15 protein-coding genes are annotated in these 13,280 nt (G+C 62.1%); 6 read left to right on the forward strand and 9 right to left on the reverse strand.

Going from position 1 to position 13,280, the window contains the following annotated elements; genetic code table 11:
- Positions 1–2: 2 nt before the first annotated feature.
- The 4 genes from folB to AC1RQ5_RS12355 form a co-directional block, all read right to left on the reverse strand.
- On the reverse strand, positions 3–368 hold the full coding sequence (gene folB / locus AC1RQ5_RS12340) for a dihydroneopterin aldolase (protein WP_398477442.1): 366 nt from the start codon (positions 366–368) through the stop codon (positions 3–5).
- Entirely contained in the window at positions 365–1,195 is an 831-nt protein-coding gene (gene folP / locus AC1RQ5_RS12345; protein WP_493199257.1) for a dihydropteroate synthase, read from the reverse strand. Before folP ends, folB begins: the two co-directional genes overlap by 4 nt.
- Positions 1,196–1,337: 142 nt before the next feature.
- The gene (locus tag AC1RQ5_RS12350; RefSeq protein WP_493199258.1) at positions 1,338–1,745 is read right to left on the reverse strand and encodes a DUF4332 domain-containing protein; all 408 of its coding nucleotides are present in this window, start codon (positions 1,743–1,745) and stop codon (positions 1,338–1,340) included.
- A gap of 65 nt (positions 1,746–1,810) precedes the next feature.
- Positions 1,811–2,170, reverse strand: a complete 360-nt coding sequence (locus AC1RQ5_RS12355; RefSeq protein ID WP_398469401.1) for a DUF2267 domain-containing protein — start codon at positions 2,168–2,170, stop codon at positions 1,811–1,813.
- Between the two features lie 361 nt (positions 2,171–2,531).
- Between AC1RQ5_RS12355 and AC1RQ5_RS12360 the strand changes: the two genes are divergently transcribed.
- From AC1RQ5_RS12360 to AC1RQ5_RS12370, 3 genes are all read left to right on the forward strand, one after another.
- Positions 2,532–4,160 carry a helicase HerA-like domain-containing protein gene (locus tag AC1RQ5_RS12360; RefSeq protein WP_493199260.1) on the forward strand — a complete coding sequence of 543 codons (1,629 nt, stop codon included), beginning with the start codon at positions 2,532–2,534 and terminating at the stop codon, positions 4,158–4,160.
- Between the two features lie 54 nt (positions 4,161–4,214).
- Positions 4,215–5,621 carry a M20/M25/M40 family metallo-hydrolase gene (locus AC1RQ5_RS12365; RefSeq protein WP_493199262.1) on the forward strand — a complete coding sequence of 469 codons (1,407 nt, stop codon included), beginning with the start codon at positions 4,215–4,217 and terminating at the stop codon, positions 5,619–5,621.
- 231 nt (positions 5,622–5,852) lie between these two features.
- On the forward strand, positions 5,853–6,068 hold the full coding sequence (locus tag AC1RQ5_RS12370; protein ID WP_493199263.1) for a hypothetical protein: 216 nt from the start codon (positions 5,853–5,855) through the stop codon (positions 6,066–6,068).
- A 91-nt stretch (positions 6,069–6,159) separates the two neighbouring features.
- Here AC1RQ5_RS12370 and AC1RQ5_RS12375 read toward each other — a convergent pair whose 3' ends face one another.
- From AC1RQ5_RS12375 to AC1RQ5_RS12385, 3 genes are all read right to left on the reverse strand, one after another.
- Positions 6,160–6,942, reverse strand: coding sequence for a class II aldolase/adducin family protein (locus AC1RQ5_RS12375; protein ID WP_398482552.1), 783 nt, complete (start codon positions 6,940–6,942; stop codon positions 6,160–6,162).
- Positions 6,943–7,040: 98 nt separating this feature from the next.
- Positions 7,041–7,898: a class A beta-lactamase gene (gene bla / locus AC1RQ5_RS12380; protein WP_493199265.1), complete on the reverse strand. Its 858-nt coding sequence runs from the start codon at positions 7,896–7,898 to the stop codon at positions 7,041–7,043.
- Positions 7,899–7,970: 72 nt separating this feature from the next.
- Positions 7,971–9,620, reverse strand: a complete 1,650-nt coding sequence (locus tag AC1RQ5_RS12385) for a glycosyltransferase family 39 protein (protein ID WP_493199266.1) — start codon at positions 9,618–9,620, stop codon at positions 7,971–7,973.
- Positions 9,621–9,977: 357 nt separating this feature from the next.
- Between AC1RQ5_RS12385 and AC1RQ5_RS12390 the strand changes: the two genes are divergently transcribed.
- From AC1RQ5_RS12390 to AC1RQ5_RS12400, 3 genes are all read left to right on the forward strand, one after another.
- A complete protein-coding gene (locus AC1RQ5_RS12390) occupies positions 9,978–10,925 on the forward strand; it encodes a hypothetical protein (protein WP_493199267.1) in 948 nt (315 codons plus the stop codon).
- Positions 10,926–10,950: 25 nt separating this feature from the next.
- On the forward strand, positions 10,951–11,373 hold the full coding sequence (locus AC1RQ5_RS12395) for a Ros/MucR family transcriptional regulator (RefSeq protein WP_398482560.1): 423 nt from the start codon (positions 10,951–10,953) through the stop codon (positions 11,371–11,373).
- Positions 11,374–11,589: 216 nt separating this feature from the next.
- Positions 11,590–12,186: a DUF6456 domain-containing protein gene (locus tag AC1RQ5_RS12400; RefSeq protein ID WP_493199269.1), complete on the forward strand. Its 597-nt coding sequence runs from the start codon at positions 11,590–11,592 to the stop codon at positions 12,184–12,186.
- Here the strand turns inward: AC1RQ5_RS12400 and AC1RQ5_RS12405 are convergent.
- Positions 12,183–12,617, reverse strand: coding sequence for a SufE family protein (locus AC1RQ5_RS12405; protein ID WP_398482564.1), 435 nt, complete (start codon positions 12,615–12,617; stop codon positions 12,183–12,185). The two genes, AC1RQ5_RS12400 and AC1RQ5_RS12405, sit on opposite strands and share 4 nt — an antisense overlap.
- A gap of 90 nt (positions 12,618–12,707) precedes the next feature.
- Entirely contained in the window at positions 12,708–13,109 is a 402-nt protein-coding gene (locus AC1RQ5_RS12410) for a DUF5330 domain-containing protein (RefSeq protein ID WP_493199271.1), read from the reverse strand.
- Between the last annotated feature and the right edge of the window lie 171 nt (positions 13,110–13,280).

The following is a 13,280-nucleotide window of genomic DNA, read 5'->3' on the forward strand; positions in this document are numbered from 1 at the left end:
GCCTATGCTCGCGAACGGCGCAGTACCACGCCGACATCGTCGAAGATCGCGGCGATAGGCGCGTGCGGCTTGTGCACGGTGATCTTGACGGAGCTGATCTTCGCAAACTTCGCAAGAATGGCATCGGCCACGGCGCCGGCGGCGCGCTCGAGCAGCTTGTAATTGACATCCTTGAACGCGGCGACGGCGGTGGCCACCACATCCGCATAGGACACCGTGTCGGCAAGGCGATCGCTGCGCGAGGCGAGCTCGATATCGGTGTCGAGTTCGAGGTCGATGATAAAGCGCTGGCCGACGACGCCCTCATAGTCCAGCACGCCGTGATGGGCATGTACCGAAACGCCCTTGATGAAGATCATGTCGGTCATCGGAAATCCTCGATGGCGGCTGCGACGCGCAGCGCCTGGCTGGTCTCGGCCACGTCATGGGCACGGATGATCTTTGCGCCGCGCTGCACCGCGAGCAAGTGAGCGGCAAGCGAGCCACCGAGCCTTTGTTGCGGTTCGGACGGCACGATGGTGGAGATAAATTTCTTTCGGGAGGCGCCGACCAGCACCGGCAGGCCGAAGCGCGCGAGTTCGTCGCCGCGAGCCAGTGCGATCAGGTTCTGCTCCGGCGCCTTGCCGAAGCCGATGCCGGGATCGAGGATGAGGCGGTTCTCTGGAATGCCGGCTTTGGCCGCGATCTCCAGCGTGCGTGCGAAGAAGGCAACAATGTCGGCCATAATGTCGATGGTTGGATCGACGTTATCGCGGTTGTGCATCACGACGACAGGCACGCCATGTTCGGCGACCACGCGCGCCATGTCGGGATCGCGCTGTAGGCCCCAGACGTCATTGGCGATGGCGACGCCGGCTGCGAGCGCGCGCGCGGTGACGGACGCTTTCATGCTGTCGATGGACAGCGGTACGCCGAGCGCAACGATATCGGCGAGAACCGGCGCGAGGCGCTGCCATTCTTCATCGGCCGAGACAGGCTGTGATCCATAGGGGCGGGTGGATTCCGCGCCGATATCGATGATGTCGGCGCCGGCGGCGATCATCGCGCGGGCATGGGCCAGCGCGCGCTCCGGGGCGTTGAAATTCCCACCGTCCGAGAAGGAATCCGGCGTGACGTTGAGGATGCCCATCACAGCCGCCACCGGCCGCGCCAGCAGGGCAGTGAGCACGGGCGGAGTTGTGGCGGTCGCGATCATGCGGTCGCTTTGCGCGCGGGCGGGGAGGGAGTCAAGATGGGGGGCGGGTCGTAGGGCGGATTAGCGAAGCGTAATCTGCCGGCCGATTTCATGGTTGAAAGTCCGCGGCGGATTACGGCGACGCCTAATCCGCCCTAGGCTCTCAATACGAAATCTTCAACGGCAGCTGCCGTGCCTTCTCGATCAGCTCGCCGACGGACTTTTCCGAGGGCAGCACGCGCACCAGCTTGCGTGTCTCATTCGCCTCGCGCATCGCCTGGGCGAGGCGTGAGGGATTGCGGTGCTTCAGTTCGCGGACGGTGGAAACGCCGGAGGCGCGGAGCAGCTCAGCCTTGGCGGCGCCCATGCCGGGGATGCGGAGATAGTCGGCGAGATTGGCCCATTCCAGCAATTGCTGCTCGGTGAAGCCCGTCTTGGCGGATAGCTCCTTCCGGCATTTGGCGGAGTGGGCGGCTTCCAGCAGACTCTCCATGGTGCGGATGCCTGCCTTTTTCAGCCGGGTCGCGGCGAAAGCCGTCAAACCGTCGATCTCGGAGATGGAATAAGCCATGATACTCGAACGTTCGAAGAAAGGTGCTTGACGCTTTAAGGTGGATGATCGCGGGAGTGGCGTCGTCAGGCGAACTGACTGAGGCCGGGTGTGCCCGCAATGATCTGGTCCATAGCATCGGAGCCGATCTTCTCACGTCCAAACTTGAACAGTTCCCGCGATACGCTCTGGATCTCACCCATGCCGAGCCCCATGCCCATCAGCTTGCTGCCGAGTGCCATCAGGCCGCCGCCCATCAGGCTGAACCCGCCGCCTTCATTGGCAGCGATGGCGGCCTCCGCGCCGGGAATATGCGCGACCAGTTGATTGAAGGGCTCGGGAGGGGCTTCGCGTTTCAGGAATTCGAGAATGCTGCCAACAGCTTTCTCGGCCACAGCTTCATCGATGCCGACCTTTGCGGTCAGCGCTTTGATCAATTCATCCATGATGCCCCGCCTCACACCGGTTGAACCGGTGCCCTTCGTTTGAAAAATCATCTTGATCCGGTGTGATTCGAATTACAAGCACACGCGGTGGTCCAACGGTCGATTCAATGTGATCGCGCGCCGGGTGTTGCAGCAATGCAATCGCAAACGTGAAATTTTGGTCAATTGTTCGCGCCCGCGAGAGCGCTTGAGTTTGGAAAAAATCTGAACGGCGTTTGCCATGCGCGTATGCTGCATGGCCATCGGACATCGTGACGCGCATCGCTGGCCTTAGTTCCGCAACATGCGGTAAGATCATGAAGCGCCGCGAATTTTCTTCGAATTTTTTTGATGCGCGATAGGCGATCCCAGAGGCGATCAGATGGCACCGAGCACCGCAGTTTCGACATCGGGCGATACCGACAAGCAGATTTTCATTGGCAAGGGCGAACAGCAAGCATGGCTGACGCTGGCGCTTGGCAATCGCCATGGCCTCGTCACGGGCGCGACGGGAACAGGCAAGACCGTCTCGCTGCAGGTGATGGCGGAAGGCTTTGCCCGTGCAGGTGTTCCGGTTTTCGCATCCGACATCAAAGGCGATCTGTCCGGCATCGCTGAGGTGGGTGAAGGCAAGGATTTTATCTTGCAGCGCGCGAAGGAGATGGGGCTGAGCTTCCAGCCCGATCAGTTCTCGACCATTTTCTGGGACGTGTTTGGCGAGCAAGGTCATCCAGTTCGCGCCACGGTTTCAGAGATGGGGCCACTGCTTCTGGCGCGTTTGCTCGATCTCAATGATGTGCAGGAAGGTGTGCTCAATGTCGCCTTCCGCGTCGCCGACCAGAACGGGCTGACGCTGCTCGACATGAAGGACCTGCGCTCGTTGCTCGATGCGATCGTGCCGAAGGCTGCCAAGAAAGACGAATTCGATCCGCTGGCGGAGATCCGCGCCTCTGCATCGAGCTTCGGAAATGTCTCCAAGGCCACAGTCGGCACCATCCAGCGCCAGCTGCTCGTGTTGGAAAACCAGGGCGGAGAAAAATTCTTCGGCGAGCCGGCACTGGAGCTGAAGGATTTCATCCGGACCGATCGCGACGGCCGCGGCATGGTCAATATCCTCGTCGCCGACAAGCTGATGGCGAGCCCGCGCCTCTATGCGACATTCCTGCTGTGGCTGCTCTCGGAGCTGTTCGAGGAATTGCCGGAGGTCGGCGATCTGCCGAAGCCGAAACTGGTGTTCTTCTTTGACGAGGCACATTTGCTGTTCAACGATGCTCCGAAGGCCCTTATGGACAAGATCGAGCAAGTGGTCCGCCTCATCCGATCGAAGGGCGTCGGCGTTTATTTTGTGACCCAGAACCCGATCGATGTGCCCGATCGCGTATTGGCGCAGCTCGGCAATCGCGTGCAGCACGCCTTGCGCGCCTTCACACCGCGCGACCAGAAGGCAGTCGCGGCAGCTGCGGAAACATTCCGCGCCAATCCGAAACTGGACACGGCGAAGGCGATCACCGAACTCGGCAAGGGCGAAGCGCTGGTGTCGTTCCTCGAAGGCAATGGCACCCCGTCGATCGTCGAGCGCGTGATGATCCGGCCGCCGGTGGCGCGCATCGGGCCGATCACGGCGGAGGAGCGCAAGGCGATCATCAATGCGAGCCCGGTGAAGGGCAAATACGACACGGCGGTGGATTCCGAGTCCGCCTATGAGATGCTGCAGAAGCGGATCGCCGGGACCGCCGCGACGCCGGCTGAAGCGGGCACCGCTGACGGCGCATCCGGCGGTGGTTTCCTCGGCACGCTCGGCGGCATCGTCGGCAGCATTTTTGGCACCGGCACCCGACGGGGCCGGCTCACCACGGGGCAGGTCATCGCGCGCAGCGTCACGCGCACGGTCACCAACAAGGTCGTGGGCAGCATCGTCGCCAATGTTGGCAAACAGATCGGCGGCTCGCTGGGCAGCACCATCGGTCGCGAGATCGTGCGCGGCACGCTCGGCGGAATCATGAAACGCTGATCCTGAAGCTCTGCCAACCCACTATTCTAACTGTCTGATTCAAGGGAAGTCGCCATGTCCGCATCGTCGCAACTGAACTCCGTCCTCGCGCATGTCGATGGCGATTTTGATAAGGCGCTGGAGCGCCTGTTCGCCTTGTTGCGGATCAAATCGATTTCCGCTGATCCTGCCTTTGCCGATGACTGCAAGAAGGCTGCAGCCCATCTCGCCGGCGAGATCGAAGCGCTTGGCTTCAAGGCCGAGGTGCGGCCGACTGCGGGCCATCCCGCGATCGTGGCCACCGCGAAGGGCAATAAGGGCAATCGTCCGCATGTGCTGTTCTATGGCCATTACGACGTGCAGCCGGTCGATCCGCTGGAGCTGTGGCATCGTCCGCCCTTCGAGCCAGTGGTGACCAAGCATGCCGATGGCCGCGACATCATTGTTGCGCGCGGCGCGCAGGACGACAAAGGCCAGCTCTCCACTTTCGTGGAGGCCTGTCGGGCCTGGGTGAAAGTGGCGGGCGAATTGCCGATCGATCTCACCATCTGCATCGAGGGTGAGGAAGAAGTCGGCTCGAAGAATTTCGTGCCATTCCTCGAAGCGAACAAGAAAGAACTGGCTGCCGATTTTGCCGTCGTCTGCGACACCGGCATGTGGGATCCATCGACGCCGGCCATCACGACGGCGTTGCGCGGCCTCGTCTATGAAGAGGTGAAGATCACGGCCGCCAATCGCGATCTGCATTCCGGCATCTATGGCGGCGGCGCGCGCAATCCGATCCGCGTGCTGACCCATATTCTCGGCAAGCTGCATGACGACCGTGGCCGCATCACCATTCCCGGCTTCTACGATGGCGTGAAGGATCTGCCGGCTGATATCCTGAAGCAGTGGAAGGGACTTGGCCTGACGCCGGAAACGTTCCTCAAGCCGATCGGCTTGTCGATCCCGGCAGGCGAGACCGATCGAGAACTGATTGAACAAATCACCTCGCGCCCGACTTGCGACATCAATGGCATTGTTGGCGGCTATACCGGCGAAGGCTCGAAGACGGTGATCGCCTCGCATGCGTCGGCAAAGGTGTCGTTCCGCATTGTCGAGGGCCAGGATCCGAGCAAGATCCGCGATGCGTTTCGTAAGTTCGTGACGGATCAGCTCCCCGGCGATTGCACGGCTGAATTCCTCGATCACTCCAACGCACCGGCCATCGCGCTCGACTGGAACATGAAGCCGCTGGCGGCGGCGCGCGATGCACTGACCGAGGAATGGGGCAAGCAAGCGGTGCTGATCGGCTCCGGCGCGTCGATTCCGATCGTCGCAGATTTCAAGCGGACGCTCGGGCTCGACTCCCTGATGATCGGTTTCGGTCTGGACGACGACAACATCCATTCGCCGAATGAGAAATACGATGTGCGCAGCTTCCAGAAGGGCATCCGCTCCTGGGTCCGCATCATCGCGGCGCTGGCCGAGGTGAAGAAGTAACTCTGCCCCTCATGGTGAGGAGCGCGCCATTGCGCGCGTCTCGAACCATGAGCTGGCCAGGCTCCGGCGCTCCGGGCCATCCTTCGAGACGCGCGCCAACGGGCGCGCTCCTCAGAATGAGGGGTGAGCTTGGGGTGAGCGTGAAGGTGATGTGAGATCTTGACCCAAATCAAGGGCGCTCCCGCAGCCTCATGATGCAAAGAACAACAAATCAAACCAGGGAGCACGCCAATGTCCGCCAGCGAGATCGCCAACACTCATTTCTCTGCCGCCATGGCAGCTGCGCAGGCAACGGGCATAGATCAGGACGGCGTCTGTCGTTCGATGCTGGGGCTGATCGTCAGCAAATATCTCGAAACCCGCAGCGCCACCGACGTGCAGTCGGAGCTTCATTTCCTCGCCGATAACTGCGATCCGGACACCGACTTCGCCTTCATGCGGCCGTAAGCCATAGGCCCAAAACGTAAAAACGCCGCCCGGAATTGGGCGGCGTTTTGTAGTCTGCGTAGAGGTTTGTGGACCCCTTATAGCACGAATCTTACGTCCTGTAAGACGGATCGCGGCGGTCGAGCTTGCGCAGCATGGGCGGCCAGACCAGCCGGGTCGATCGCAGTTCTGCCTTTTCAGGGTTACCGACCAGGGCGGCATTCTTCTCGATGACGATCTGGTCGACTGGATAGGCGGTCGGGCCGAGCATGCGGGTGCGGACCTGCATGGTGCAGGCGCGTTCCAGATAGTACATGCGCTCGAAGGCCGAGGCGACGGAGCGGCCGACGGTCAGCGTGCCATGATTGCGCAGCAGCATGATGTTCTTGTCGCCGAGGTCCTTCTGCAGGCGTGGGCGTTCGTCGTGATCGAGCGCGACGCCTTCATAGTCGTGATAGGCCAGTTCGGGGATGACCAGCTGCGCCGTCTGGTTCAGCGGCTGCAGGCCTTCCATGCAGGACGCGACAGCCGTGCCATCCGGCGTGTGCAGATGCATCACGCAGCCGGCGTCTTCGCGCACTTCGTGGATCGCCGAGTGAATGGTGAAGCCGGCGGGGTTGATGGTGTATTCGCTGTCGGACAGCTGGTTGCCGTCAAGGTCGACCTTGACCAGCGACGAGGCCGTCATTTCTTCAAAGATCAAGCCGTACGGATTGATCAGGAAGTGATGCTCGGGGCCGGGCACGCGCGCGGAGATGTGGGTATCGATCAGGTCGTCCCAGCCATAGAGCGCGACCAGGCGGTAGGCCGCAGCAAGGTTGACGCGCTGGGCCCATTCACCCTCGGTCATGTTCGAAGGGACGGCTTTGAGATGGGCAGCTTCGGCTGGTGACATAAGTCATCTCCGGTTCAATTGTTCGAGTTCCGTGACCGCAGCCTATTATTACGCGGGTCATGCAGCAAGGCTGCGGTGTCGCGCAGCAGTCATGCTGCTCAGGCGAGACGCTCGCCGACCAGTTCGCCGATCGCCTTGAACACGGTGTTGAGCTGCTCCGGCGTCGGCTTTCCGCCACGCGTATATGCGGCGATGATCACCGGGCGGTCCGGCGCCGGCCACGCCACGGCGATGTCACCGGCGGCGTCCTTGCCGTTGTTGCCGGTCTTGTCGCCGATCTTCCAGGACGGGGGCAGGCCGGCGCGCAGGCGATTGGCGCCTGTCTTGCAATTCACCATCCATTCGACGAGTTGCGCGCGCGATCCCGGTTGCAGCCCATCTCCCAGGGCGAGGTGTTCCAGGCTCAAGGCCATGGCGCGCGGCGTCGTTGTGTCCTCGAGTTTGCCTGGCGGTGTGCGATTGAGTTCGGGCTCGTTGTGATCGAGACGTGAGGTGACATCACCGTGGTCGCGCCAGAACCGGGTCAGGGCCAATGGACCGCCAATGCGCGCGAGCAGCAGATTGGCGCAGGTGTTGTCGCTGAGTTCGACAATGGCCTTGGCCATCTCGCCGACCGACAGCGCGCCCCTGGCGAGATTGTCTTTGGCGACCGGTGCGTAGTCGAGCAGGTCTTTCTGCGTATAGGGGATCATCGCCTCGAGACGATCCTGGCCGCGATCCACGCGCGCCAGCACGCAGGCGGCAAGGGACGCCTTGAAGGTGCTGCACATGACGAAGCGTTCCTGGTCGCGCCAGCCGAGTTCGGCGCCGCTGGTGACGTTCCTGGCATACAGTCCGATCCGCCCCCCGCAGTCGCGCTCATAGGCGAGCAGCGCAGGTGGTGTCTCCTTGGCAAAAACGGGAGTGGCTGCGAAGGCGGATGCGGTGAGCAGGAAAACGCGGCGATTGATCATCATCCCATCTCGCTCGCAGCCGATCGGGGAGAAATGATGGCGCTGCGTCACGCCCTCGCGATGGATTTCCGGCGCTTACGGCGCCGGGATCGCAAGCAGGCTGGAGATGCTGCTGCCACGGATATCGTACACGCGGGCGAAGACGACGTCGTCGCGCTTGATCTCGGCGATGACGGGCGCGGTGAGGCCCTTGCAGTAGAACTCGCCAAGGGTCATCGCAAAGTCAGCAGCATGGCTGTCCCAGCCGATGGTGAAGTCAGGGCCAAGTGCGACCTGTGCCGGACGCTGCGGGCCGCAGACGGCGACCTTCCACTTGCGGCCAACCGGCGCGTGTTCCTGTCGCTCGTCGATCTGCTCCTTGAGGGCGTCCGACGCCTGTTTCAGGGCGAGGCCCCAATAATCCAGCATGTACAGCGCGTCGGCCTGGCGCACAGTGCCGGCGACATAATTGAAGTGCGTGTACTGATACGGGTGCAACCGGATCATTTCGGCCATCGGCAGCATCAGGCCGAACGACAATGCGGCGACAGCCGCCGCCTGCGCGCCGCGATGATGAATGCGCAGCCAGTCCATCAATGATGCGAAAGCGACGCCGGCAAGCACGGTCATCGGCGGGATCACGAAAATGAAGTGGCGGATGCCGTTATACAGCGCCGGGCGCTTCACCATGGCGATGATCAGCGGCAGCATCGCAGCGGCGGTGAGCATCAGCAGCACCGTCTTGCGGCGCGCCGGCACATCTTTTCGCGAGGTCACAACGATGGTCAGCACGATGCCGCCGGCCAGCAGTGTGATCAGCACTTCCGGCAGTTGCAATGCGAACAGCGTCGGCAGATAGGACCACGGCATATCCGGCACCGAGATCATGGCGCCGTCGAACATTTCCTTCCACGGCTTCTCGAAGAAGTGCGAGAAGTAGGTGAGGGCGCGCAGCGGATTGGCAGGTTCGAGGATCGACCACGGCCAGATCAGGCCCATGATCAGATAACCGAAAGCAAGGCCCGGCAGCAGCAGATAGACGACGTGGAGCAGGCGTCGAATCGCTTCGCGCGGGCCCTGCGTTCGCCACTCTTCGAGGAGCAGCGGTGCAAAGCCGATCAGCGCGTAGATCAGCGTCAGGCCGGCAAGGATGCGGCAGCCGATGGCGCAGCCGGCACCGATGCCGAGGATCAGCACGGTCCGCGTCGATGGCGCCGGATATTCCTGCACCAGGCGCACGAGGCCCAGCATCAGCACGATCATGGCCACCGCGAAGGGCGCGTCCTTCGGATTCATGAACATGTGGCCGTAGAAGGTCGGGCAAAGTGCCAGCAGCAACAGCGTGACGAGGCCGGCCACCGGCCCCGCAATACGGCGGCTGACGCGCCATGTCACTGCAAGGCCGATGATGCCGACGACGGCGCCGAGCAGGCGGCGCGTCTCGAACAGTTCGAGCGGGATGACTTTGTGCAGCAGGGCCGCGGCCATATCGAAGCCGCCGCCATACATGTAGAGATTGGCGAAGGAGAGGGCGCCCGTATCGCGAAAGCCGGAGCCGTACATCTTCAGCAGAAGATCGGCATATTCGGCATGGGTGTAGTCGTCCCATCCGAGGCCGTAATCGCGGAATGTCAGGCTGGCGATAATGCTGACCACGACCAGCACCAGAATGGCGAGGTCGTCACACGTCTTTTCCACGGAGCGCCGCAGGGGCGTTTCGATGGCCGCAGTCGTAATCGATGACATGGCTATAGACGATCCGGTGTCCCAAACCCAAACAATGGCTCGGCATTGCGCTTTTGAGCCTCGTTCCCCGGCATCGGTATAGCGCGTTTGTATTTTTGAGTAATTGAGAATTGTGGCTGAAATTCTCTTAAATTTAGTGCGGTGCAGTAAGAATAAAGCTTTGTTTCTTACTTGTTGGGAAAAGGCACCCAGCTCGACATCGCGGTGACGGGTCGCCCGGCGATCGAAACCCGTTATGGCATTGTGGCTTACCCCAAGCTGTGAACGTAAAATTGCCGTTTGGAAAACAGCGTTATATGACGCTATCGTGTTGCTCTGACGAGACTCGCGGAGCGTCCGTCCAGGAGTTCGAAGACCATGACAGTGCTGCTGATTGCCGGGACAGGCGTTATCCTGGCGGGCCTTGCCGCGATCGGATTTGGGGTTCCGGTCAAGGAATTCGGCTTCGGCAACACGTTGATCCTGACCGGCTCGGTCGGGGTTTGCACGGGCCTGATCATGATCAGCCTTGGCCTTGTGGTGCGCGAAATGCGCGGGTTGGCCGCGCAGATGGCCGCCGCCGAGCCGCGCGTCCCCGCACCGCTGCCGCGCCGGGAACTGAAGCTGCCACCACTTTCTGACGTTGCCGACGACGACAGCGATGAGCAGGCACCGCCGCCATTCGCGCGGGAGGCGTCTTCCCAGTCTGGCGCATCGATTCCAGCCGGTCCGGAAGCGGGTGTGCCGCCGTGGCAGGATGAGGTGCTGCGCGATCGTGAGCGTCTTGCCGCAGCTGCCGCCAGTGCAGCCGAGGAGCCGAAGCGGCGCAATCTCTTGTTCACCTCGACGCGCCGTGACCGCGAGAAGGATCGCACCGATGCGGTTGCGCAGGCGCTCGAGCTCGATCTATCCGGGCCTCCCGCTGCGCCGTCTCGCGAGGATGAGTCTCGGTTCGATGACGAAGCGCCTCAGGCCGAGCAGGCCCCGCGTTTCGAGGAGGCTTGGCCGCGGGGTGAGCGTCCCGCCGCTCAGCCAGATCGCCCGCGTTTCTCCGATGCGATCCGCCAGGCTGCGCGTGCGTCTGCCACCCACACCGATCGGTTCAGCGACCGGCTGCCAGACCCGAGCGAGATCCCCGATCGCGACGAGCCGGCGCCAGCCGCTCCCCAGCGCGCGCCGGGTGTGACCGTGCTGAAATCCGGTGTCGTCGATGGCATGGCCTATTCGCTGTATTCCGATGGCTCCATCGAGGCGCAGATGCCGGAAGGGCTGATGCGCTTTGCCTCCATCGACGACTTGCGCCAACATCTCGACAATCGCGGCTGATGCCTTCCCTCCGAAAGACGGCGCCATGAGCGACACCCCCGGCAAGAGCTTCATCGAACTGACGGCGAGTATCGTCTCGGCCTATGTCGGCAACAATCCGGTGCCGGCGTCGGAACTGCCGGCACTGATCAGTCAGGTTCACGGTGCACTGGCGCGCGTTTCGGGTACTAGCGCCGTGGCGGTGGCGATCGAACAGGCCCCCGCGAAGCCGGCGGTGTCGGTGAAAAAGTCGATGACCGCCGAATATCTCGTCTGTCTCGAGGACGGCAAACGCTTCAAGTCATTGAAGCGGCATCTCCGCACGCAATACGGAATGACACCGGAGCAGTATCGCGAGAAGTGGGGCCTGCCTGCGGACTATCCGATGGTGGCCCCGAATTATGCGGTCGCGCGTTCTCAGTTGGCCAAGCAGATGGGTCTCGGGCAACAGCGCAAGCGCCGAAAATAGGTATCCGGGTTCCATTCTGTGGAACTTTTGGCGAACAAATCGGGACGAAAAGTTGACCGATCAACCGGCCCGCGTGAGGCCGGCTACAAGCGCTCGGACAAATTTCGATTGTCGTTCGTGGGTCGCGGACTGAAACCACAAATAGGAAAGTGATCCAATATTTCGCTTGCAGGGGCGGCGGACTCGTGAACTTATGTCTCCAGCAAGGAGAACAAAATGAGAACTTTAGGAAGCCGCCAACCTCGTCCCGATCAAATCGACCCGCACCGCATGCGCCATATGTCGTTGGAAACGCGGCAGATACTCACAGAGGATGGCATTGCGAGCGTGCTGGTCAATGACAGCGAAAGCCCGCTGGCCTGGCTGGCGCGCCGCAAGGGGCGGGACGGGCGCAGCCTGATCGCGCCGCATCAGTTCATTGCCGGGGAGAAGCTGCGTGCCGATTTCACCCGCGGCAATATGGCCCCGCGTGTCACCGCCAATTGGGGCACGCGCACCGGCGGCCGTCCACGTGGGTCAGGCCTCAGTCCCGGCGAAATGACCGATGCGATGCTGGCGTCGCGGCAGAAGGTCGGGCATGCGCTCGATGCCTGCGGGCCGGAATTCGCAGGGCTTCTGATGGATGTCTGCTGCTTCCTGCGCGGGCTCGAAGATGTCGAGCGCGAACGCAGCTGGCCGCCGCGTTCGGCCAAGGTCGTGCTGCAACTCGGCCTCGACCGGCTCGCGCGGCACTATGGTTTCGCGGGAGAAGCGAAAGGCGGTCCGGCGAACGTGCGGACGTGGCTGGCAGAGGATGCGACGTTCGAGGTTTAGCTCGCCGTTTCCAGCGCGGCGCGCGCGTCATTGCGGATGCGCTCGACCATCGAGCGCAGGCCGTTCGAGCGCTGTGGCGTCAGGTGCTCGCGAAAGCCGAGTTCGTCGAACACGGCGATCGCATCGGTCTCCAGAATGTCCTTCGGCGTGCGATCGGACATGAGCGCCAGCAGGATTGCGATCAGGCCGCGCACGATATGGGCGTCGCTGTCGCCGAGATAGCTCAGTACCGGCGCGCCTTTGTCGCTGGTCGCCAGTTTACGCGACAGCCAGACCTGGCTGGCGCAGCCGTTGACCTTGTTGGCGGTCGAATGCTCGTCTTCGGGCATCGGCGCCAGCGTGCGGCCGAGCTCGATCACATAGCGATAGCGATCGTCCCAGTCCTCAAGCAGTTCGAAATTGGCGCGGATGTCGTCGATGCTGGTGGTCATGGCGGCCTTGATGCGAATGTCAGCCCTATATAGGGGCGATTTACATCGAATGCGACCGCAGTTCCGGCATTTATCGGCCGGAACCGGGGCTCATGGCACCAGTGGAGCGTCCGGCGACTGCCAGTCGACGGCGAGATCGTCCTGGGTCAGCGTATCCGGCTTCGCCATCACGACAGCGCCTTGCTCCTGGTCACCGCCTTCGCCGATCGAGCCGGTATGGTCGGGCTTCTTCTCGGTGATGATCTGATAGACTTTGCGCGCGCCTTCCTTGGCGCGTTCGCCGATAAAGGCCGCGGCATTGCCACCGACCTCGCAAGCCGCCGGCTGGCGCTTGCAGAATTGGCTCATATCCGATGCCGCCGCCGTTGCGGCCGATATCGCGTCGGAGGCGCCGACCTGGGGCGCCGCTTTCTCTGCTTCGGGCGTGTGATCCCGCGGCAGCAGAACAAGCACGAGCCCGATCCAAAATGCCATGCGCAGCAGGAAGAACATGAAAACCCCGTCGCCTTTTCTTGACGTTGCGGATGACCGCATTCACGGCCAAAGCTAAACCGCGTCGATAAACTTCAAGTATTTGCGAAGCGATTAATTCGATAAAAATTGATGCGATTGGAGATGGCGTAAATTTTTGATTGATGCCGACACTCTGCCCCTCATGGTGAG

Source organism: Tardiphaga sp. GW821-FHT12E02, assembly GCF_058807155.1.

What these genes read in the sequence shown, in the direction of transcription:
- folB (WP_398477442.1), bottom strand. Translation starts at nt 368, where the DNA reads ATGACCGACATGATCTTCATCAAGGGCGTTTCGGTACATGCCCATCAC.
- folP (WP_493199257.1), bottom strand. Translation starts at nt 1,195, where the DNA reads ATGATCGCGACCGCCACAACTCCGCCCGTGCTCACTGCCCTGCTGGCG.
- AC1RQ5_RS12350 (WP_493199258.1), bottom strand. Translation starts at nt 1,745, where the DNA reads ATGGCTTATTCCATCTCCGAGATCGACGGTTTGACGGCTTTCGCCGCG.
- AC1RQ5_RS12355 (WP_398469401.1), bottom strand. Translation starts at nt 2,170, where the DNA reads ATGGATGAATTGATCAAAGCGCTGACCGCAAAGGTCGGCATCGATGAA.
- AC1RQ5_RS12360 (WP_493199260.1), top strand. Translation starts at nt 2,532, where the DNA reads ATGGCACCGAGCACCGCAGTTTCGACATCGGGCGATACCGACAAGCAG.
- AC1RQ5_RS12365 (WP_493199262.1), top strand. Translation starts at nt 4,215, where the DNA reads ATGTCCGCATCGTCGCAACTGAACTCCGTCCTCGCGCATGTCGATGGC.
- AC1RQ5_RS12370 (WP_493199263.1), top strand. Translation starts at nt 5,853, where the DNA reads ATGTCCGCCAGCGAGATCGCCAACACTCATTTCTCTGCCGCCATGGCA.
- AC1RQ5_RS12375 (WP_398482552.1), bottom strand. Translation starts at nt 6,942, where the DNA reads ATGTCACCAGCCGAAGCTGCCCATCTCAAAGCCGTCCCTTCGAACATG.
- bla (WP_493199265.1), bottom strand. Translation starts at nt 7,898, where the DNA reads ATGATGATCAATCGCCGCGTTTTCCTGCTCACCGCATCCGCCTTCGCA.
- AC1RQ5_RS12385 (WP_493199266.1), bottom strand. Translation starts at nt 9,620, where the DNA reads ATGTCATCGATTACGACTGCGGCCATCGAAACGCCCCTGCGGCGCTCC.
- AC1RQ5_RS12390 (WP_493199267.1), top strand. Translation starts at nt 9,978, where the DNA reads ATGACAGTGCTGCTGATTGCCGGGACAGGCGTTATCCTGGCGGGCCTT.
- AC1RQ5_RS12395 (WP_398482560.1), top strand. Translation starts at nt 10,951, where the DNA reads ATGAGCGACACCCCCGGCAAGAGCTTCATCGAACTGACGGCGAGTATC.
- AC1RQ5_RS12400 (WP_493199269.1), top strand. Translation starts at nt 11,590, where the DNA reads ATGAGAACTTTAGGAAGCCGCCAACCTCGTCCCGATCAAATCGACCCG.
- AC1RQ5_RS12405 (WP_398482564.1), bottom strand. Translation starts at nt 12,617, where the DNA reads ATGACCACCAGCATCGACGACATCCGCGCCAATTTCGAACTGCTTGAG.
- AC1RQ5_RS12410 (WP_493199271.1), bottom strand. Translation starts at nt 13,109, where the DNA reads ATGTTCTTCCTGCTGCGCATGGCATTTTGGATCGGGCTCGTGCTTGTT.